This is a genomic window from Rhodococcus sp. D-6 (assembly GCF_040256695.1).
GTDB lineage: Bacteria > Actinomycetota > Actinomycetes > Mycobacteriales > Mycobacteriaceae > Rhodococcus > Rhodococcus pyridinivorans.
Genome location: NZ_CP132970.1, coordinates 1,051,641 through 1,070,053, shown reverse-complemented (window position 1 = coordinate 1,070,053; position 18,413 = coordinate 1,051,641). Strand labels below are relative to the sequence as shown.

Sequence of the window (18,413 nt, the reverse complement as noted above, 5' to 3'; positions counted from 1 at the left end):
CCGTCCGGTTTGGCCAACCGCCCTCGAGTTCGCTAAGCTTGCCGGGTTGCCTCGCACGGGCGGCTCGTTCCCCGTGTTCGCAAGGCGAAACAACAGACAGAAGATCTATCCACTAGACACAAGGAGTTCGCGACATGGCTGCCGTCTGCGACGTATGCGCCAAGGGCCCCGGCTTCGGGAAGTCGGTCTCGCACTCGCACCGGCGTACCAACCGTCGCTGGAACCCGAACATCCAGAGCGTGCGCGCTCAGGTTGCACCGGGCAACACCCGCAAGATGAACGTGTGCACCTCCTGCCTCAAGGCCGGCAAGGTCGTCCGCGGCTGATTCCCGGTCGAGTCGTCGCGAAGGCCCCCTGCGCTGATTACGCAGGGGGCCTTCGCCGTTCGATCCTGCGGCCCGATATCGTGCGGGAATGACCGAGAACCAAGTTTCCTTCCCCGACAGCGACTCTCTCCGTTCATTGGTGAGCGTGGAGGACCGCGTCCTGCGGATCGCCGTGGCGACCTCCGAGCACGGCACCTCCCTGTCCCCCGCAGGGATGGAGCAGGGCATCGCAGCCCTGCGTGCGGCAGGCCCGGAGATCGGCGCCGTGCTGCTCGTCGGTGAGGGTGCGAACTTCTGCGCGGGCGGCAACGTCCACGGATTCGCCGCGGCCGAGGACCGTGGCGCCCACCTGCTCGAGATCGCGAACCTCTTCCATGACTTCGTGCGCGCACTGGAGAAGGCGGCCGTGCCGGTCGTCGCCGCCGTGCACGGCTGGGCCGCCGGCGCCGGCATGAGCCTGGCGCTGCTCGCCGACATCGCGCTCGCCGGCCCCGGCACGAAGATGCGCGCCGCGTACCCGTCGATCGGCTTCTCCCCCGACGGCGGCATGTCGTGGACCCTGCCGCGGATCGTCGGCCCGTCGCGGGCACGGGAGATCATCATGACCGACGCCGTGATCGGCGCCGACGAAGCCGTGCGCCTGGGTCTGCTCAGCCGGCTCGTCGCCGACGGCGAGATCCAGAGCGAAGGGTTGCGACTCGCACGAACCCTCGCGCACGGCCCCACGCAGTCCTACGCCGCCATCCGCTCGCTCGTGGCGGGCTCGGCCGGACGATCGCTGTCCGACCACCTCGATGCCGAAGCCGCCTCGATCTCCGCGGCCGCGACGACGCCCACGGGTATCGAGGGTGTCGACGCCTTCGTCGCCAAGCGGCGTCCGGACTGGGATTCGGCCCGCGCCTGACATCCGGGCGGCGGATCGGTGGTCAGGGCAGTCGCCAGTCCACCGGTTCGCCGCCCTGCTCGACGAGCAGGGCGTTCGCGCGGCTGAACGGACGCGACCCGAAGAATCCGCGTGAGGCCGACAGCGGGGACGGGTGCGCCGACTTCACGGTGGGCACACCACCGAGCATGGGTTCGAGGGTCGCCGCGTCGCGGCCCCACAGGATCGCGACGAGCGGGGTACCGCGCGCGACCAGCGCGCGGATCGCCTGCTCGGTGACGGCCTCCCAGCCCTTGCCGCGATGCGAGGCCGGCTGGCCCGGCGCGACGGTGAGGACCCGGTTGAGCAACAGGACACCGTGCTCGGTCCACGGCGACAGGTCGCCCGTGGAGGGCTGCGGCAGACCGAGATCGTCGGTGTACTCGCGGTAGATGTTGGCGAGACTGCGCGGGATCGGCCGGACGGTCGGAGCCACCGAGAAGCTCAGTCCCACAGCGTGACCCGGAGTGGGATAGGGATCCTGCCCGACGATCAGGACGCGGACGGACTCGAACGGCTGTGTGAAGGCACGCAGCACGTTCGGACCGGACGGCAGGTAACTGCGGCCCGCGGCGAGTTCGGCGCGGAGGAACTGCCCCATCGCGGTGATGTCACCTGCGACGGGTTCGAGTGCTCGCGCCCAGCCCGGGTCGACGAGTTCGGACAGGGGCCGACCGGCACGGGGCTCGTCCGCTCCCCCGTCCGCGGACTGTGTGTCGACGGTGTCGGCCACCTGTCACTCCTGGTCGATGCGGCGGAGAGCGGTCCGGTAGTAGGCGGCGTTCGCCGCATACATCTCGGCGTTGGGGTCGAATTCGTTCTCGGGGATCTCGTAGCCCTCGCGGACCTTCGCGGGGATGCCCATCGCCATGCGGCGGGGCGGAAGTTCGAAGCGCGGTGGGATCAGGGCGCCGGCGGCGACCTGCGCCCCGGCGCCGATGACCGATCCGTTGAGGACGAGCGAACCCGAGCCGATCAGCGCGCCGTCACCGATCGTGGAGCCCTCGATGTGCGCGTTGTGCCCGACGACGCACCGCGCGCCGATGACGGTGGCATCGATCGCGGTGCAGTGGATGATCGTGCCGTCCTGGATGTTGGTCTTCTCCCCCACGGTGATCGTGCCGTAGTCCCCGCGCAGCACCGCCGAGGGCCACACGGAGGCACCGGCACCGAGGGTGACGTTGCCGATCACGACCGCGTCGGGGTGAACCCACGCGTCGGGATGGATATCGGGGACACGCTCGCCGAGTGCGTAGACAGCCATGACTGCAGAACCTATCTCGAGCGAACCCCACCCGAAGTGGTCGCCCTAGTGACCAGCGCCCGCCGCAAAGCTCTCCCAGCCTCCGGATCCGTCGCGGCGCTGCCCGTCGACCGTGACGCCGGAGCCTTCCAGGACCACGCCGATCGGCCGCCATCCGTCCGGCAGTGCGACCTCGCGAGGGAAGCACGCTGCGAGGGCATGGTCCTCGCCGCCGGTGAGGATCCATTCCCACGGGTCGGCCGCCAGCACCCGACCGGTCTCGCGGAGTTGCGTGTCGGGAGCGAGCGCACCGGAGTCGAGGTCGATCGCGACCTCCGAAGCCGTGCAGATGTGCTCGAGATCGGCGACGAGACCGTCGGAGATGTCGGTGCATGCGTGGGCGCCTGCTGCGGCCGCTGCAGGACCTGCGGCGTAGGGCGGAGTGGGCACACGATGCGCCGCGACGAGTTCGGGGAAGTCCCGGTTGCCGGACAGCAGCAGGGCCAGACCCGCCGCGGAACGACCGGTGCGACCGGCGAGGGCGACGACGTCGCCGGGGCGGGCGGTGGAGCGGAGCAGCGGTGGCCGTCCGTCGAGTTCGCCGAGCACGGTGACCGAGACGATCACCTGACCCGCTTGCACGAGATCGCCTCCCACGACTCCGGCGCCGATCTCCTCCGCAGCCTCCCCGATGCCCGCCGAGATGCCGTCGAGCACGGCGACGGGAGTCTCGGGCGGACAACCGAGGCCGACGACGAAGGCCGTGGGGCGGGCGCCGACCGCGGCGACATCGGCTCCGTTCTGGGCGACCGCCTTGCGTCCGACCTCTTCCGGGCTCGACCAGTCGAACCGGAAGTGACGTCCTTCGACCAGCATGTCGGTCGAGATCGCGATGCGCCCGTCGGATGCTGTCACGACCGCTGCGTCGTGGCCCGGCCCGACGAGTGTGCTGTCGGGTTGCCGCCGTGCTCTCACCGCGCGCTCGATCACGGGGAATTCGCCGATGTCGGCGACGGTGGGTCCGCTCGGGTTCGTCACGGTGACGGTCGCCTCTTTCTCGGTCGGCGGCGGGAGAGAGCCGGCACGTGCCCTGCTACGTTCGATCACGCTACCGCCCCCTGTCCCCGAGCCCGGATGCTGGACACGATGAACGACACCTCTGCTTCCGATCGCGAACCTTCCGACGACGCCCCCGTCGAGGCACCCGGATCGGACGGGATGCGACGCAGTCCCGCTCTGATCGCCACGGCGATCGCACTGCCCGTCGCCCTGCTGGTCGGAGTGGTGGTGGCGGCCGTGATCGTGTCGCAGTCACCGGTGAATACACCCGTGGGTCTCGGTCCCGTGCCCGCTCCGGAGGCGGAATCCGAATCCTGCTCGCAGTTGCTCGACGCGCTGCCGGAGGAGCTCGGCGACTACACGCGCGCCGAACTGGCCGATCCGGCACCGGTGGGTGCTGCGGCCTGGCAGTCGGACGACGGCGAGGAGGTCGTCCTGCGTTGCGGTCTCGACCGGCCCGACCAGTTCGACCGAGCGGCGGCGCTGCAGGTGATCGACGACGTGCAGTGGTTCGAGGTGTCGGGGGCCGAGCAGGGCATCCCGGCGAGTACGTGGTTCGCCGTCGACCGTCCGGTCTACGTGGCCTTGACCGTGCCCGACGGATCCGGGCCGACCCCGCTGCAGGACATCACGGCGACGATCTCCGCGACGCTCCCGCAGCAGGAGATCGATCCGGCGCCGATCCGCTGAGCCGGACGGACGAGAAAGGTCGGCCCCGGCACCGTGATGTGGTGCCGGGGCCGACCGTGTTCGTCGCCGCGTCGATCAGGACGCGTGCATGGTCCCCGTGCGCTGGTAGCGCTCGTGGAAGGAGAACGCCTCACCGAGCAGGTGCGGGGTGTGACCTGCTCCGGGGGTGGCTTCTGCGCGCTCGATGTAGTCGAGCAGTTCGGCGCGGTAGTCGGGATGCGCGCAGCGCTCCACGACGACCCGCGACCGACGGCGGGGGGACAGTGCGCGCAGATCGGCGAGACCCTGTTCGGTCACGATGACCTGCACGTCGTGCTCGGTGTGGTCGACGTGCGGCACCATCGGGACGATCGACGAGATCGCGCCGTCGCGGGCCGTCGACGGGCTCAGGAACATCGACAGGTAGCCGTTGCGCGCGAAGTCGCCGGAGCCACCGATGCCGTTCATGATGCGGGTGCCCATCACGTGGGTGGAGTTGACGTTGCCGTACACGTCGGCTTCGAGCATGCCGTTCATGGCGATGATGCCGAGTCGGCGGACGATCTCGGGGTGGTTGCTGATCTCCTGCGGCCGCAACATGATGTGGTCGCGGTAGAAGTCGATGTTCTCGACGAAGTCGTTCAGCCCCGCTTCGGACAGTGCGAGGGAAGTCGCCGAGGCGAACCGGACGGTGCCGTGTTTGACGAGGTCGAGCATGCCGTCCTGGATGACCTCCGAGTAGCAGGTCAGCCCCCGGTACGGTCCGCTGTCGAGACCGGCGAGAACGGCGTTGGCGACGTTGCCGACACCCGACTGCAGCGGAAGCAGCGTGTCGGCGGGCAGCCGTCCCGCGGCGACCTCGTGCGCGAAGAAGTCGAGGACGTGGTCGGCGATGGCCCGGCTGGTGGCGTCGGGCGCCGTGAGCGCGGTGGCGCTGTCGGGACGGTCGGTCTCGACGACCGCGACGACGCGTTCCGGATCGATCCGGAAGTAGGGCTGGCCGATGCGGTCCTCGACGTCGGTGAGGTCGATCGGACGACGGTTCGGGGGAAGCGCGGTGCCGTAGTAGACGTCGTGCACGCCGTCCATGGCGGCGGGGATCCACGAGTTGACCTCGAGGATCACCTTCTCGGCGACGTCGAGCCAGGTCTTGTTGTTGCCGATGGACGTGGCGGGGATCAGCTCGCCCGTCTCCGTGATGCCGGAGATCTCGACGACGGCGACGTCGATGTGTCCGTAGTAGCCCTCCCAGACCTGCTGGGCGACGTGCGACAGGTGTATGTCGACGTAGTCCATCCGGCCTTCGTTGATCCGCCCTCGGGCGGTGGGCTCTGCCTGGTACGGCATACGCAGCGCGATTCCGTCGACGTCGGCGAGCATGCGCTCGGTGTCGGAGGCCACCGACGCTCCGGTGAGCAGGTTGATCCGGAAGTCGCCGCCGGTCGCCCGCGTGCGCCGGATGTGTTCGGCGAGCGCCGGGGTCACTGCCTTCGGGGTGCCTGCGCTGGCGAAGCCGCTGATGGCGACCGTGTCGCCGGGGCGAATCCACTGGACGGCGTCCTGAGCCGACACGATCTTCTTGCGGTAGGTCTCATGACGTACCCGAGCCTCGGCCGGGGTCACGACGACCGACTCCACAGACGGCGCTGCGGGGGATGAAAGGGCTGCGTACATGACGACGACCATAGCGACGCGGATGATCCGCTCATCACACTCGGTCCGGATCAGCGATCGCCGTCACCAATTCGGACACAGAGTGCCACGAGTCGCACTCCAAGATCGATGCAATCGGAAGTTGTTGTTTCGCAAGCTTTTACATCATGATCTCTGCCACGCCGACTGACACTGGGTGCCACCCTCTTTCGTGAGAGCCACTCCGTCGCCATCTCTAGGGTATCCCCGTTCGCCGCCGCGTCAGTACCGTTCGCCGCCCCCGGAGAACCGTTCACCGCCGCCGTGACGGAACGTCGTCGGGCACGATTGCAGCATGACGAACTCCACCGACCTGTTGCGCGACGATGCCGAGCACCTCCTCCGCGAGCTGGCAGGCCCCGATGCCCGGCTCCGCGACGACCAATGGGTCGCGATCGAGGCGCTCGTGGTACACCGTCGCCGCGCCCTCGTCGTCCAGCGCACAGGCTGGGGAAAGTCGGCCGTCTACTTCATCTCCGCCAAACTGCTGCGCCGGCAGGGCCGCGGTCCCACGGTGATCGTGTCGCCGCTGCTCGCCCTGATGCGCAACCAGGTCGCGGCCGCCGAGCGGGCGGGCGTCCACGCCGCGACCATCAACTCCGGCAACGTGACGGAATGGGCGGCGATCCACGAGCGGATCGCGGCGGGTGAGGTCGACGTCCTCCTCGTCAGCCCCGAACGCCTCAACAACCCCGACTTCCGCGACCAGGTCTTGCCCTCCCTCGCCCGCGACGCCGGATTGGTGGTCGTCGACGAGGCACACTGCGTGTCGGACTGGGGTCACGACTTCCGGCCCGACTACCGCCGCATCCGCACCCTCGTCGCCGAACTCGGCGACGACATCCCGGTCCTGGCGACGACCGCGACCGCCAACGACCGGGTGGTCGCCGACATCGCCGCCCAGCTCGGTGTCGGCGGGAGCAGCGACCTCGGTGGAAGCAGCAGTGCCGGTTCCGGCGGCACGCTCGTACTGCGCGGCGGTCTCGACCGTCCGTCGCTGCACCTGTCGGTGGTGCGGATCGACGAACCGGCACGACGCGCGGCGTGGCTCGCGCAGCATCTGAAGGATCTGCCGGGCTCGGGCATCGTGTACGCGCTGACGGTCTCCGCCGCCCGCGACCTCGCGGCGTTGCTCACCGACCACGGCTATGCAGTGGCGGCATACACCGGTCAGACCGAGCCGACCGAGCGTGAACAGCTCGAGGCCGATCTCCTCGACAACAAAGTCAAGGCGCTCGTCGCGACCTCGGCGCTCGGCATGGGCTTCGACAAGCCCGACCTCGGCTTCGTGGTGCACCTCGGCGCTCCCTCGTCCCCGATCTCCTACTACCAGCAGGTCGGGCGCGCGGGTCGCTCCACCGAGCGCGCCGAGGTGGTTCTGCTCCCCGGCCCGGAGGACCGCCGGATCTGGCAGTGGTTCGCCTCGGTCGCCTTCCCGGACGAGGCGCTCGTACGACGCGTGATCGCAGCGCTCGATACCGAACGGCCGGTATCGACACCCGCCCTCGAACCGCGGGTCGACCTCACGCGCTCCCGCCTGGAGATGGTCCTCAAGGTCCTCGACGTCGACGGAGCGGTGAAGAGGGTCAAGGGCGGCTGGATCGCCACCGGGCAGCCCTGGACGTACGACGAGGAGCGCTACGGGCGCCTCGAGGAGGCCCGCGCCGCGGAACAGGAGGCGATGCTCGAATACGAACGCACCACCGAATGCCGCATGGTCTTCCTCCGCCGTCAGCTCGACGACCCCGATCTCGACACCCGGAGCCCCGGCTGCGATCACACCGCCGGAGGCCCCGGCTGCGGCCGGTGCGACAACTGCATCGGCTCCCGGTGGGAGACGTCCGTCGGCGACGACGAGGTCGCCCGCACCCGCGCCCGGCTCGAACGCCCCGGTGTGGATCTGCCGCCGCGCCGGCAGTGGCCCACGGGGATGTCGACCCTCGGGATCCCGCTGTCGGGCCGGATCACGGACGGTCCGCGCCCCGGGCGCGTGCTGGGCCGGCTGTCGGATCTGGGATGGGGACCGCGACTGCGCGAACTGCTCGACGGACCGGACCGCGAAGTGCCGAAGGCGGTGGTCGACGCGTCGATCGCGGTGCTCGCCGCGTGGGACTGGGAGGACCGGCCCACCGCCGTCATGGCCATGGACTCCCCCACGCACTCCCTGCTCGTCGAGTCACTTGCGTCCCGATTGGCACAAATCGGACGATTACGAGATCTAGGTGTATTGCGACGCCGAGGCGGGAATACGGAGCCGACGGCAGCGAACTCGGCATATCGGGTCGCCGCACTGATCGACGCGTGGGAGCGACCCGACAACCTCGGGTCGAGTGGTCCGATCCTTCTCATCGATGCGGTGACCGACACCGGCTGGACGTTCACGATGGCGGCGAGAACTCTCGTCGCGGCGGGAGCCGACGCGGTGTTGCCGTACGCACTCGCGAGCCCGAAGTAATCGCCACGAGGAGGACCGACGTAACATGTTTGTGACCGGCATCACAACATGCGCTCGACCTGCACGGACCACAGGGTTCCGATCCCGATTCCGGACACGGGCGTGATCTCGACACCGGAAGTTGTTAGGTTGAAAGGACATATGAGGCCCGTCAAGGAAAGAAGTACCCCGACCCCCGACTCGGCTGAATCGAATACCGCGACCACCTCTTCGGAGGTGGCAGCAACCGAGTCCGGTAGTGAGCCGGCTGCAATCGAATTCCGGCGTCCGCGTATCGCCGACGGTAGACGACTCTGGCAGATCGCGCGTGATTCGCAGGTTCTCGACGTCAATTCCGGTTACGCATATGTGTTGTGGTGTCGCGATTTCGCCGACACATCGGTCGTCGCAACGGACGACACCGATCGCCCCGTGGGATTCGTGACCGGCTACCGCCGTCCCGACTCCCCGAACACCCTGTTCGTCTGGCAGGTGGCAGTCGACGCAGACCAGCGTGGACGTGGAGTGGCGGGCCGTATGCTCGACGCTCTGCTCGACCGACTCGAGCCGCTCGGCGTGACCCGTCTGGAAACGACGGTGAGTCCCGACAACGAAGCGTCGATCGCAATGTTCACCGCTCTCGCGCGTCGCCGCGGAACGCATATCACTCGCACCGAGTTGTTCGCGCCCGACGATTTCCCCGATTCACATCTGGCCGAGGATCTCTACACCATCGGCGAATGATCGCAGCGCGTGTGCGCACGACATCTTCATAATTCTCGAATAATCGCAGGAGGACCACGACATGACCATCCTGGAAAACAAGCCCGAGACCACCAGTAAGCCCGATACTGCGATTTTCTCGCACCTCGAATCCGAGGTCCGGAGTTACAGCCGCGGCTGGCCCGCCGTTTTCGACAAGGCATCGGGATCCTGGCTGCGCAGCGAGGACGGCAAGGACTACCTCGACTTCTTCGCCGGCGCCGGAGCCCTGAACTACGGCCACAACAATCCGGTTCTCAAGTCGGCCCTGGTCGACTACATCATGAGCGACGGCGTCACCCACGGCCTCGACATGTACACCGTCGCCAAGCGCAAGCTGCTCGAGACCTTCGAGTCGCACGTGCTCGCGCCGCGCGGCCTGGACTACAAGGTCCAGTTCCCCGGCCCGACCGGCACGAACGCCGTCGAGGCGGCGCTCAAGCTCGCCCGCAAGGTGACCGGTCGCGAGTCGATCATCAACTTCACCAACGCTTTCCACGGCATGACCCTGGGTGCGCTGTCGGTGACCGGTAACTCGATGAAGCGCGCCGGCGCGGGTATCCCCCTCGTCCACGCCACGCCGATGCCGTTCGACAACTACTTCAACGGCGTCACCGAGGACTTCCAGTGGTTCTCGCGCGTCCTCGACGACGCGGGCAGCGGCCTGAACCGTCCGGCCGCGGTCATCGTCGAGACCGTGCAGGGTGAAGGCGGCGTGAATGTTGCTCGCCCCGAGTGGCTTCGCGCTCTGGCCGACCTGTGCAAGGAACGCGACATCCTGCTGATCGTCGACGACGTGCAGATGGGCTGCGGCCGCACCGGCCCGTTCTTCTCGTTCGAGATCGCCGGCATCACGCCCGACATCGTGACCCTGTCGAAGTCGATCGGCGGATACGGAATGCCGCTGGCGCTCACCCTGTTCAAGCGTGAGCTCGACGTGTGGGGCCCGGGCGAGCACAACGGCACCTTCCGCGGCAACAACCCGGCTTTCGTGACGGCGGCTGCCGCCCTCGAGCACTACTGGGCCGACGACAAGCTCGAGCGCGACACCCTGCGCAAGGGCGAGCGCATCCGCCAGACCTTCATGAACCTGTCGGACATGTTCGACGGCGTCTCGACCCGCGGCCGCGGCCTGGTCCAGGGCCTGGTCTTCGACAAGCCGGAGGACGCCGACAAGGTTTGCGCCCTGGCCTTCGAAGAGGGTCTGCTCGCCGAGACCTCCGGTCCGTCGGACGAGGTCGTCAAGCTGCTGCCGCCGCTGACCATCACCGACGACGAACTCGAGTTCGGGCTGAACATCCTGGCGGAAGCGACCGCCAAGGTCCGTTCCTGAGCGGTCCCCCGCTCCGCCCGTTCCGAACCCACTTGCAGAAGAAGGACTTTCGACACCCATGATCGTTCGTACGACAGAAGAGATCACCGGCACCGAGCGCGACGTCGTCTCGGAGGACGGCCAGTGGCGCAGCAAGCGCATCGTCCTCGCCGGCGACAAGGTGGGCTTCTCGTTCCACGAGACCACCATCGAACCCGGCACCGTCAACGAGTTCCACTACGCCAACCACGTCGAGGCCGTATGGCTCGTCGAGGGCACCGGCAAGCTCCAGGACCTCGACAACGACGTGGAGTACGACCTCGCTCCGGGCACGATGTACCTGCTCAACGGACACGAGCGTCACCGCGTGCTCCCCGAAACGCGCATGCGCATGCTGTGCGTCTTCAATCCCCCGGTCACCGGCCGTGAGGTGCACGACGAGAACGGTGTGTACCCGTTGATCGTCGAACCCGCCTGAGCGCGGTAACCACGTGACCGATGCGGGGCGGACGCTTAGAGTCGAGACCATGACTCCCGAGCGTGCGCCCCGCATCGCTGTCGGCCCCGAGCGCGACCCCCGTTTCGAACGGGCGGTCACGGGCGGGGGCGGCGTGCCCTGCGGACTCGAGGAGACCCCCGACGCGCTCGTCTGGACGGCCGGGCCGCAGGACTTCCCCGAGGTCCTCCCCGCCTCCGTCCGCTGGGTGCAGCTACCGTCCGCCGGTGTCGAGTACTGGCTGTCGCAGGGCGTCGTCAAGGCCCATCCTCGCGTCACCTGGACGTCGGCGGCCGCGGCCTACTCCACGACCGTCGCCGAGCACGCGCTCCTGCTCCTGCTCGCCGGGGTCCGGGCCCTGCCGGCCCATCTGGCGGCCACCTCGTGGACACCCGAGAGTCTCGCGCCGGTCGTCGGCACCCTCCGCGGCGCGACGGTCGGGATCATCGGCGCCGGGGGTGTCGGCCGGGCGCTGATCCCGATGCTGGCCGCGCTGGGGGCGCGCGCGCTCGCCGTCACCCGCAGCGGTCGTCCCGTGCCGGGAGCCATCGAGACGTTCCCCGTCGAACGTATCGACGAGATATGGCCTCTGGCAGATCATTTCGTCATCTCCGCGACAGCCACTCTCGACGTCGAGCAGCTCGTCGGCGCAACCGAGCTCGCAGCGATGAAGTCCACGGCGTGGGTCGTCAACGTCGCCCGGGGCGATCTCGTCGACACCGACGCCCTCGTCGCCGCTCTCCGATCCGGCGCGATCGGTGGTGCAGGGCTCGACGTCACCGATCCCGAACCGCTCCCCGAGGATCATCCGTTGTGGACGCTCCCCAACGCCGTGATCACTCCCCACGACGCCAATCCACCCCCGCTGCGCATCCCGGCCTATCTCGAGCACGTGATCGAGAACGTCACACGCTTCGCATCCGGCCTCGTGCCGATCGGGGTCGTCGATCCCAGCGCCGGCTACTAGGCCACGTCTACCGGGCCACCGTTACCGGGCCATAGGGCTCACTCCGACGGCTTCTCGTCGCGTTCCGCCCATTCCAGGAGCGGATCGAGGGAGAAGACCGCGTCGTCGATACCCGAGTGCAGGTCGCCGAGTTCCTCGAACCGCTTCGGCACGGTCCGGATCGTGAAGTCCCGCGGTTCGAGGTCGTCGATCTCCTCCCACCGCACCGGAGTGGAGACCGTCGCCTCCGACACACCGCGGACCGAATAGGCACTGGCGATCGTGTGGTCGCGCGAGTTCTGGTTGTAGTCGACGAAGACCGCCGACGGGTCGCGTTCCTTGCGCCACCATGCCGTCGTCACGTCGCCGGGCGCGCGTCGTTCCACCTCCCGCGCGAAAGCCCATGCGGCCCTTCGGACGTCGTCGAACTCCCATTCCGGCGCGATCCGGACGTAGACGTGCAGGCCGTCGCCGCCCGAGGTCTTCGGCCAGCCCACGGCACCGAGTTCGTCGAGCACCTCGTGCGCCACCTTCGCGACACGCCGGACCCGGTCGAAATCGCAGTCGGGCATCGGATCGAGGTCGATCCTCCACTCGTCGGGTCGCTCCACGTCGCTGCGCCGCGAGTTCCACGGATGGAACTCCACGGTGGACATCTGCACGGCCCACACGACGTCGGCGAGATGGGTCACGCACAGTTCGTCGGCATCGCGGTCGTAGCGCGGGAAGTGCACCCGCACGGTCTCGACCCAGTCCGGAGCCCCGCGCGGCAAACGCTTCTGGTGTACCTTCCGCCCTTCGAGCCCGTCGGGGAACCGGTGCAGCATGCAGGGCCGTTCGCGGAGTGCCCGGACGATCCCCTCCCCCACGCTCAGGTAGTAGTTCGCGAGGTCGAGCTTGGTCGCCCCGATCTCGGGGAAGTACACGCGCTCGGGGTGCGAGATGCGCACCGTGCGACCGTCCACGTCGAGTTCGACTGCATCGGCGTCCTTGCTCATCCGCGTCTCCCGTCCCTCCCTGCGTGGAGGCGTCCTGTGCACCATCCTGGCCTCTCGATTCCCACCCCCGTGCGGAAATACACCCCGGCGCACGATTTCCTCCGCGTGGCACGTCCGGGCGCTAACGTCGAAGCGATGCTGCTGCACTCGGTTGTCGACACCTCCGTCGCCGTCGCCGCCACACGGTCACGACGCACCAAGATCGATCTGCTGCGGGAATTACTCGGGCGCGCCGAACCTCACGAGGTCGAAGCGGTGGTCTCATGGCTGTCCGGAGAGATGACCCAGGGTCGCCTGGGTGTCGGTTTCCGCACCCTCGCCGGCCTCTCCGCACCGGTCGCCGACGATCCCGTGCTCGACGTCGACGAGGTGTCCGGCTTCCTCGACCGCCTCGCCGGCATCTCCGGTTCCGGATCCACCGCCGCGCGGCAGCAACTGCTCCTGGATCTGTTCGGACGGGCCACCGAGGCCGAGCAGCGTTTCCTCGTCGCGCTCCTCGGCGGTGAGCTGCGGCAGGGCGCGCTCGAAGGGGTGATGACCGATGCGGTCGCAGCGGCAGCCGGTCTCCCCGTCGAACCGGTCCGTCGGGCGGTGATGTTGTCGGGCCGACTCGCGCAGGCCGCAGCGGCGGCCTTCGAGGGTGGTGTCGACGCGCTGGCGGAGTTCGGCCTGGAGCTCGGCCGACCGGTCCGGCCGATGCTCGCCTCACCCGCCGAGTCGCTCGAGGCGGCACTCATCGAGTTCGACGGGGCGGTGAGCGTGGAGTACAAACTCGACGGTGCACGCATCCAGGTGCACCGCCACGAGGACGCGGTGTGGATCTTCACCCGCACGCTGCGCGACATCACCGCATCGGTCCCCGAACTGGTCGAACTCGTCCGGGCGCTGCCGTGCCGCAGTGTCGTGCTCGACGGCGAGACACTCGCGCTCACCGATGCCGGCCGTCCCCGACCGTTCCAGGAGACCATGAGCCGGTTCGGTGCCCGCTCCGAACGCGAACTGCTTCTCCACCCGTACTTCTTCGACTGCCTGCACCTCGACGGCGCCGACCTGCTCGACGAGCCGCTGTCGGTGCGTCGCGACCATCTCGCCCGCGTCGCGGGTGAGCACCGCATCCCCACGCTCGTCGCTCCGGACGCCGACAGCGCCGAGGCGCACCTCGGTGACTCGCTCGACAACGGTCACGAGGGCGTCATGGTGAAGTCGCTCACATCGACCTACACCGCCGGCCGCCGGGGCCGAGCCTGGCAGAAGGTCAAACCCGAGCACACCCTGGATCTCGTGGTGCTCGCCGCCGAATGGGGTTACGGGCGCCGCACCGGCTTCCTGTCCAACCTGCACCTCGGTGCCCGCGACCCCGACGGTGGTCCGCCGATCATGGTCGGGAAGACGTTCAAGGGACTCACCGACGCGCTGCTGCAGTGGCAGACAGAGGAATTCCCACGCCACGAGACACACCGCGACGAGCACACCGTCCACCTGCGACCCGCGATCGTCGTCGAGATCGAACTCGACGGAGTGCAGACGAGCAGCCGCTATCCGGGCGGGGTGGCGCTGCGCTTCGCACGGGTGCTGCGGTACCGGCCCGACAAGTCGGCCGCCGACGCCGACACCATCGATGCGGTCCGCGCGCTGCTGCCCGCGGCACCGGTTCCCGGAAGCGGCCTACCGTAGAAGGAGTGATCGACGTTCCACTCCGTTCCGACGACCTGCCCACTCTCCTGCACGGCCGTCGGATCGCTGTTCTCACCGGCGCCGGGCTGTCGACGGACTCCGGTATCCCCGACTATCGCGGACCGGACTCGCCGCCCCGCAACCCGATGACCTACCAGCAGTTCGTCGACGACGCGGAGTTCCGGCAACGCTACTGGGCCCGCAACCACGTCGGCTGGAAGCACATGGACGCCGCCCGCCCGAATCCCGGGCACCGGGCGCTCGCGGCCCTCGAACGCGCCGGTTCGGTCGTCGGCGTGATCACCCAGAACGTCGACCTGCTGCACACGAAGGCCGGCAGCCGGCAGGTCGTCGACCTGCACGGCACCTACGCGCAGGTCCGATGCCTGTCGTGCGAACACCTCATCTCGCGGTTCACGCTGCACGAACGGCTGTGCGCGGCCAATCCGGGATTCGACGACCGGATGCGCGCGACGACCGGTCTCGAGGTCGCCCCCGATGCGGACGCGGTGGTCACCGACACCGAGGACTTCGTCGTCGTCGACTGCGAGCGCTGCGACGGGATGCTCAAACCCGACATCGTGTACTTCGGGGAGACGGTGCCGCGCCCGCGCGTCGATCTCGCCTTCTCGGTGGTGGACGGTGCCGACGCCCTGCTGGTCGCCGGGAGTTCACTGACGGTGCAGTCGGGGTTGCGGTTCGTACGTCGCGCCGTGCAGCGGAACATCCCGGTGGTGGTGATCAATCGTGGCCCCACCCGCGGGGATGCGCTGGCGACCCTCAAGCTCGAGGCGGGTACCTCGGAGACCCTCGCCTTCCTGGCCGACGCGGTGACCGCACCGACTTCGTGAGGTTCTCAGACCACCCGGACGAGGTCGTCGGCGTGCACGACGGGTCGCTGGAGATCCGGCGGCAGCTGACCGGTCGAGAAGCCGATCATGAAATCGAGTTCGGACGCGTCGTAGGCCACCACCCCGCGCGCGACCGTGCGGCCGTCGGGCGCGACGATGCCGACGACGTCGCCGGCGTGGAAACCGCCACTGGTGCCGGTGATTCCGGCGGCGAGCAACGAGCGTCGCCGCTCCATCACGGCCCGCACGGCACCCTCGTCGAGATACAGCGAACCGTGGACGTCGGCGGCGTGCCGCACCCAGAAACGCCGCGCCGACAGACGCTGTGGGCGGGCCGCGAAGGCCGTGCCGACGTCGGCGGCGCCCAGCGCACGATCGGCCTGGGAGGCCGCGGCGAGCAGCACCGGCACGCCGGAGTCCGCCGCGAGACGGGCCGCGGACAGTTTCGACGCCATGCCACCGGTGCCCAGCGCGCCGCCCGATCCGGCGACCACACCGTCGAGATCCTCGGGGGTGCGGACCTCGGGGATGAGGTTCGCGGAGCCCTTGCGGGGATCCCCGTCGTACAAGCCGTCGACGTCGGACAGCAGGATCAGCGCGTCGGCGCCGATGAGATGCGCGACGAGTGCAGCGAGCCGGTCGTTGTCGCCGAAGCGCAGTTCGACGGTCGCGACGGTGTCGTTCTCGTTGACCACCGGCACCGCCCCGAGCGAACGCAGCCGGTCGAGGGTGCGTTGCGCGTTGCGGTGCTGAGTGCGCCGGCCGATGTCGTCGGCGGTGAGGAGCACCTGGCCCACCGTGCGGTCGTAGCGGGCGAAGGAGGTGCCCCAGGCGTGGGCGAGGGTGAGCTGCCCGACGCTGGCCGCGGCCTGCTTCGTCGCGAGATCACGCGGCCGACTCGTGAGACCGAGCGGTGCGAGCCCGGCACCGACCGCACCCGAGGAGACCACGATGACACTCGAACCCGTGCGGATCCGGGCCTCGATGGCATCGACGAGACGATCGAGCCGGCCACGGTCGAGTCCACCCACCAGGCTCGTGATCGCCGACGAGCCGATCTTGACCACTACGCTGCGGGCGTGGGAGACGACCTCCCGGGTGTCGCTCATGTTCTCCTCGGTACGCTTCGGGCTTCCTGAACGGTGGGGACGCGCGGACGGTTACTCGAACTCGTCGTCGGTGGCCAGGCCGCGGCGCACCTTCTTCGCGTGGCGACGCTCGGCAGCGCCGACGCGGTCGACCTGGTCGAGACGGGCATCGGTGCCGCGACCGGTGGGCACGACGTCCACGCCGGCCTGCGTCTGCGGTTCCCACTCGAAGCCGACCTCGCCGATGGTGACCCAGCATCCGGGTTCCGCGCCGAGCTTGACGAGCTTGTCCTCGACGCCGAGACGGGCGAGTCGGTCGGCGAGGTAACCCACGGCCTCGTCGTTGTCGAAGGCCGTCTGGCGCACCCACCGCTCGGGACGGGTGCCCCGCACGATGAATCCGCCGGGCACCTCGGGATCGCGGACCACGGTGAAGGCCTCCTCGTCGCGGGCGACGGGACGGATCACCGGGCGGGTGGGCGCGGCCGGCGGATGCGCCGCCCGGTACTCGTCGACCATCCTCGCGAGGGCGAACGTCAGCGGACGCAGGCCGTCGCGGCTCACGGCCGAGATCGTGAAGACCGGCCAGCCACGGGCCTCGAGTTCGGGGGTGACGAACTCGGCGAGTTCTTTCGCGTCGGGCACGTCGGCCTTGTTGAGGATGACGATGCGGGGGCGCTCGGCGAGGTCGCCGAGTCCGCTGTCGCCCGACAGCGCAGGCTGGTAGGCGGCGAGTTCGGCCTCGAGCGCGTCGATGTCGGAGATCGGGTCGCGGCCGGGTTCGAGGGTCGCGCAGTCGACGACGTGCGCGAGCACGGCGCAGCGCTCGAGATGACGGAGGAAGTCGAGGCCGAGGCCGCGACCCTCACTGGCGCCGGGGATCAGGCCGGGCACGTCGGCGACGGTGAAGGTCGTGTCGCCCGACTGCACCACACCGAGATTCGGCACGAGAGTGGTGAACGGGTAGTCGGCGATCTTCGGCTTGGCGGCCGACAGCACCGACACGAGCGACGACTTGCCGGCCGAGGGGAAGCCCACGAGGCCGACGTCGGCGACGGACTTCAGTTCGAGGACGAGGTCGAGTTCCTCGCCTTCCTCACCGAGGAGCGCGAAGCCGGGGGCCTTGCGTGCCTTCGACGCGAGTGCGGCATTGCCGAGACCACCGCGACCGCCGTGCGCGGCGACGAAACGCGTGCCGGTGCCCACGAGGTCGGCGAGGATGCGGCCGTCGCGGTCGAGTACGACGGTGCCGTCGGGAACCTTCAGGACGAGGTCGCCGCCGTTGGCACCGTTGCGGTGGCCGCCGGCGCCCTGGGCACCGTTGGTCGCCTTGGCGTGCTGGTGGAAGTGGAAGTCGAGCAGGGTGTGGACGTTCCGGTCGACTTCGAGGACGACATCGCCGCCGTTTCCTCCGTTACCGCCGTCGGGGCCGCCGAGCGGCTTGAACTTCTCGCGGTGGACGGAGGCGCAGCCGTTGCCGCCCTTACCGGCGCTGACGTGCAGCACCACCCGGTCGATGAAGCGGGACATGGGTGGACCTTCTCTCGTCCTAAAAAACAAACCTGGTGATCAACGCAACAAGGGCGGGTCAGGGTGTGCGACCCTGGCCCGCCCCTATTGGGAGTATGTCGCGGGAGCTGGTCCCGCGGTGTCCGTTACCGGACGGCAGATCAGGCGTCTGCCGCAGCCGGAACGATGTTGACGGTCTTGCGACCGCGCTTGGTACCGAACTCGACGGCACCGGCCGCGAGAGCGAACAGCGTGTCGTCGCCGCCGCGTCCCACGTTCACGCCGGGGTGGAAGTGGGTGCCGCGCTGGCGCACGATGATCTCGCCGGCGTTGACGGCCTGGCCACCGAAGCGCTTGACGCCGAGTCGCTGTGCGTTCGAATCGCGACCGTTACGGGAGCTGGATGCGCCCTTCTTGTGTGCCATGACGAAC

18 protein-coding genes are annotated in these 18,413 nt (G+C 68.9%); 10 read left to right on the top strand and 8 right to left on the bottom strand.

Going from position 1 to position 18,413, the window contains the following annotated elements; genetic code table 11:
• Positions 1-134: 134 nt before the first annotated feature.
• Entirely contained in the window at positions 135-326 is a 192-nt protein-coding gene (gene rpmB, locus RBB84_RS05085) for a 50S ribosomal protein L28 (RefSeq protein WP_006551201.1), read from the top strand.
• A gap of 88 nt (positions 327-414) precedes the next feature.
• Entirely contained in the window at positions 415-1,230 is an 816-nt protein-coding gene (locus RBB84_RS05080; RefSeq protein WP_006551200.1) for an enoyl-CoA hydratase-related protein, read from the top strand.
• A 22-nt stretch (positions 1,231-1,252) separates the two neighbouring features.
• On the opposite strand, the gene RBB84_RS05075 is transcribed toward RBB84_RS05080, so the two are convergent.
• The 3 genes from RBB84_RS05075 to RBB84_RS05065 are packed head-to-tail and all read right to left on the bottom strand — an operon-like array spanning position 1,253 to position 3,481.
• The gene (locus RBB84_RS05075; RefSeq protein WP_064256377.1) at positions 1,253-1,981 is read right to left on the bottom strand and encodes a uracil-DNA glycosylase; all 729 of its coding nucleotides are present in this window, start codon (positions 1,979-1,981) and stop codon (positions 1,253-1,255) included.
• Positions 1,982-1,984: 3 nt separating this feature from the next.
• Positions 1,985-2,512, bottom strand: a complete 528-nt coding sequence (locus RBB84_RS05070; protein ID WP_024100610.1) for a gamma carbonic anhydrase family protein — start codon at positions 2,510-2,512, stop codon at positions 1,985-1,987.
• Positions 2,513-2,557: 45 nt separating this feature from the next.
• Positions 2,558-3,481: a thiamine-phosphate kinase gene (locus RBB84_RS05065; RefSeq protein WP_231912023.1), complete on the bottom strand. Its 924-nt coding sequence runs from the start codon at positions 3,479-3,481 to the stop codon at positions 2,558-2,560.
• Positions 3,482-3,709: 228 nt separating this feature from the next.
• Here RBB84_RS05065 and RBB84_RS05060 point away from each other — a divergent pair, with 228 nt between their 5' ends.
• Entirely contained in the window at positions 3,710-4,240 is a 531-nt protein-coding gene (locus RBB84_RS05060; RefSeq protein ID WP_230809627.1) for a DUF3515 domain-containing protein, read from the top strand.
• Between the two features lie 75 nt (positions 4,241-4,315).
• Here the strand turns inward: RBB84_RS05060 and RBB84_RS05055 are convergent, their stop codons facing one another.
• Positions 4,316-5,857, bottom strand: a complete 1,542-nt coding sequence (locus RBB84_RS05055) for an acetyl-CoA hydrolase/transferase family protein (RefSeq protein WP_033096702.1) — start codon at positions 5,855-5,857, stop codon at positions 4,316-4,318.
• Positions 5,858-6,206: 349 nt separating this feature from the next.
• Here RBB84_RS05055 and RBB84_RS05050 point away from each other — a divergent pair, with 349 nt between their 5' ends.
• The 5 genes from RBB84_RS05050 (at position 6,207) to RBB84_RS05030 (ending at position 11,882) form a co-directional block, all read left to right on the top strand.
• On the top strand, positions 6,207-8,366 hold the full coding sequence (locus RBB84_RS05050) for a DEAD/DEAH box helicase (RefSeq protein WP_064256378.1): 2,160 nt from the start codon (positions 6,207-6,209) through the stop codon (positions 8,364-8,366).
• A gap of 216 nt (positions 8,367-8,582) precedes the next feature.
• Positions 8,583-9,089: a diaminobutyrate acetyltransferase gene (gene ectA / locus RBB84_RS05045; protein ID WP_006551193.1), complete on the top strand. Its 507-nt coding sequence runs from the start codon at positions 8,583-8,585 to the stop codon at positions 9,087-9,089.
• A 61-nt stretch (positions 9,090-9,150) separates the two neighbouring features.
• Positions 9,151-10,440: a diaminobutyrate--2-oxoglutarate transaminase gene (ectB, locus tag RBB84_RS05040; RefSeq protein ID WP_006551192.1), complete on the top strand. Its 1,290-nt coding sequence runs from the start codon at positions 9,151-9,153 to the stop codon at positions 10,438-10,440.
• Between the two features lie 58 nt (positions 10,441-10,498).
• Complete coding sequence (locus RBB84_RS05035) at positions 10,499-10,897, top strand: ectoine synthase (RefSeq protein ID WP_006551191.1); 399 nt, start codon at positions 10,499-10,501, stop codon at positions 10,895-10,897.
• Between the two features lie 49 nt (positions 10,898-10,946).
• Complete coding sequence (locus tag RBB84_RS05030) at positions 10,947-11,882, top strand: D-isomer specific 2-hydroxyacid dehydrogenase family protein (protein WP_024100603.1); 936 nt, start codon at positions 10,947-10,949, stop codon at positions 11,880-11,882.
• Between the two features lie 38 nt (positions 11,883-11,920).
• Here the strand turns inward: RBB84_RS05030 and ligD are convergent, their stop codons facing one another.
• Positions 11,921-12,859, bottom strand: a complete 939-nt coding sequence (gene ligD / locus RBB84_RS05025) for a non-homologous end-joining DNA ligase (protein WP_064256379.1) — start codon at positions 12,857-12,859, stop codon at positions 11,921-11,923.
• 135 nt (positions 12,860-12,994) lie between these two features.
• Between ligD and RBB84_RS05020 the strand changes: the two genes are divergently transcribed.
• Positions 12,995-14,533 carry an ATP-dependent DNA ligase gene (locus RBB84_RS05020; RefSeq protein ID WP_064256410.1) on the top strand — a complete coding sequence of 513 codons (1,539 nt, stop codon included), beginning with the start codon at positions 12,995-12,997 and terminating at the stop codon, positions 14,531-14,533.
• 5 nt (positions 14,534-14,538) lie between these two features.
• Positions 14,539-15,384, top strand: a complete 846-nt coding sequence (locus tag RBB84_RS05015; protein WP_064256380.1) for an NAD-dependent protein deacetylase — start codon at positions 14,539-14,541, stop codon at positions 15,382-15,384.
• Positions 15,385-15,389: 5 nt separating this feature from the next.
• Here RBB84_RS05015 and proB read toward each other — a convergent pair whose 3' ends face one another.
• From proB to rpmA, 3 genes are all read right to left on the bottom strand, one after another.
• Positions 15,390-16,493 carry a glutamate 5-kinase gene (proB, locus tag RBB84_RS05010; RefSeq protein ID WP_006551186.1) on the bottom strand — a complete coding sequence of 368 codons (1,104 nt, stop codon included), beginning with the start codon at positions 16,491-16,493 and terminating at the stop codon, positions 15,390-15,392.
• A 51-nt stretch (positions 16,494-16,544) separates the two neighbouring features.
• Positions 16,545-18,002 (bottom strand): GTPase ObgE, encoded by a 1,458-nt coding sequence (gene obgE, locus RBB84_RS05005; RefSeq protein ID WP_019289071.1) that lies wholly within the window; start codon positions 18,000-18,002, stop codon positions 16,545-16,547.
• Between the two features lie 140 nt (positions 18,003-18,142).
• Positions 18,143-18,406, bottom strand: coding sequence for a 50S ribosomal protein L27 (rpmA, locus tag RBB84_RS05000; protein ID WP_006551184.1), 264 nt, complete (start codon positions 18,404-18,406; stop codon positions 18,143-18,145).
• Positions 18,407-18,413: the final 7 nt, after the last annotated feature.

Coding starts and splice junctions, on each gene's coding strand:
- rpmB (WP_006551201.1), top strand. CDS start 135: ATGGCTGCCGTCTGCGACGTATGCGCCAAGGGCCCCGGCTTCGGGAAG.
- RBB84_RS05080 (WP_006551200.1), top strand. CDS start 415: ATGACCGAGAACCAAGTTTCCTTCCCCGACAGCGACTCTCTCCGTTCA.
- RBB84_RS05070 (WP_024100610.1), bottom strand. CDS start 2,512: ATGGCTGTCTACGCACTCGGCGAGCGTGTCCCCGATATCCATCCCGAC.
- RBB84_RS05060 (WP_230809627.1), top strand. CDS start 3,710: ATGCGACGCAGTCCCGCTCTGATCGCCACGGCGATCGCACTGCCCGTC.
- RBB84_RS05050 (WP_064256378.1), top strand. CDS start 6,207: ATGACGAACTCCACCGACCTGTTGCGCGACGATGCCGAGCACCTCCTC.
- ectB (WP_006551192.1), top strand. CDS start 9,151: ATGACCATCCTGGAAAACAAGCCCGAGACCACCAGTAAGCCCGATACT.
- RBB84_RS05035 (WP_006551191.1), top strand. CDS start 10,499: ATGATCGTTCGTACGACAGAAGAGATCACCGGCACCGAGCGCGACGTC.
- RBB84_RS05030 (WP_024100603.1), top strand. CDS start 10,947: ATGACTCCCGAGCGTGCGCCCCGCATCGCTGTCGGCCCCGAGCGCGAC.
- ligD (WP_064256379.1), bottom strand. CDS start 12,859: ATGAGCAAGGACGCCGATGCAGTCGAACTCGACGTGGACGGTCGCACG.
- RBB84_RS05020 (WP_064256410.1), top strand. CDS start 12,995: ATGCTGCTGCACTCGGTTGTCGACACCTCCGTCGCCGTCGCCGCCACA.
- proB (WP_006551186.1), bottom strand. CDS start 16,493: ATGAGCGACACCCGGGAGGTCGTCTCCCACGCCCGCAGCGTAGTGGTC.
- obgE (WP_019289071.1), bottom strand. CDS start 18,002: ATGTCCCGCTTCATCGACCGGGTGGTGCTGCACGTCAGCGCCGGTAAG.
- rpmA (WP_006551184.1), bottom strand. CDS start 18,406: ATGGCACACAAGAAGGGCGCATCCAGCTCCCGTAACGGTCGCGATTCG.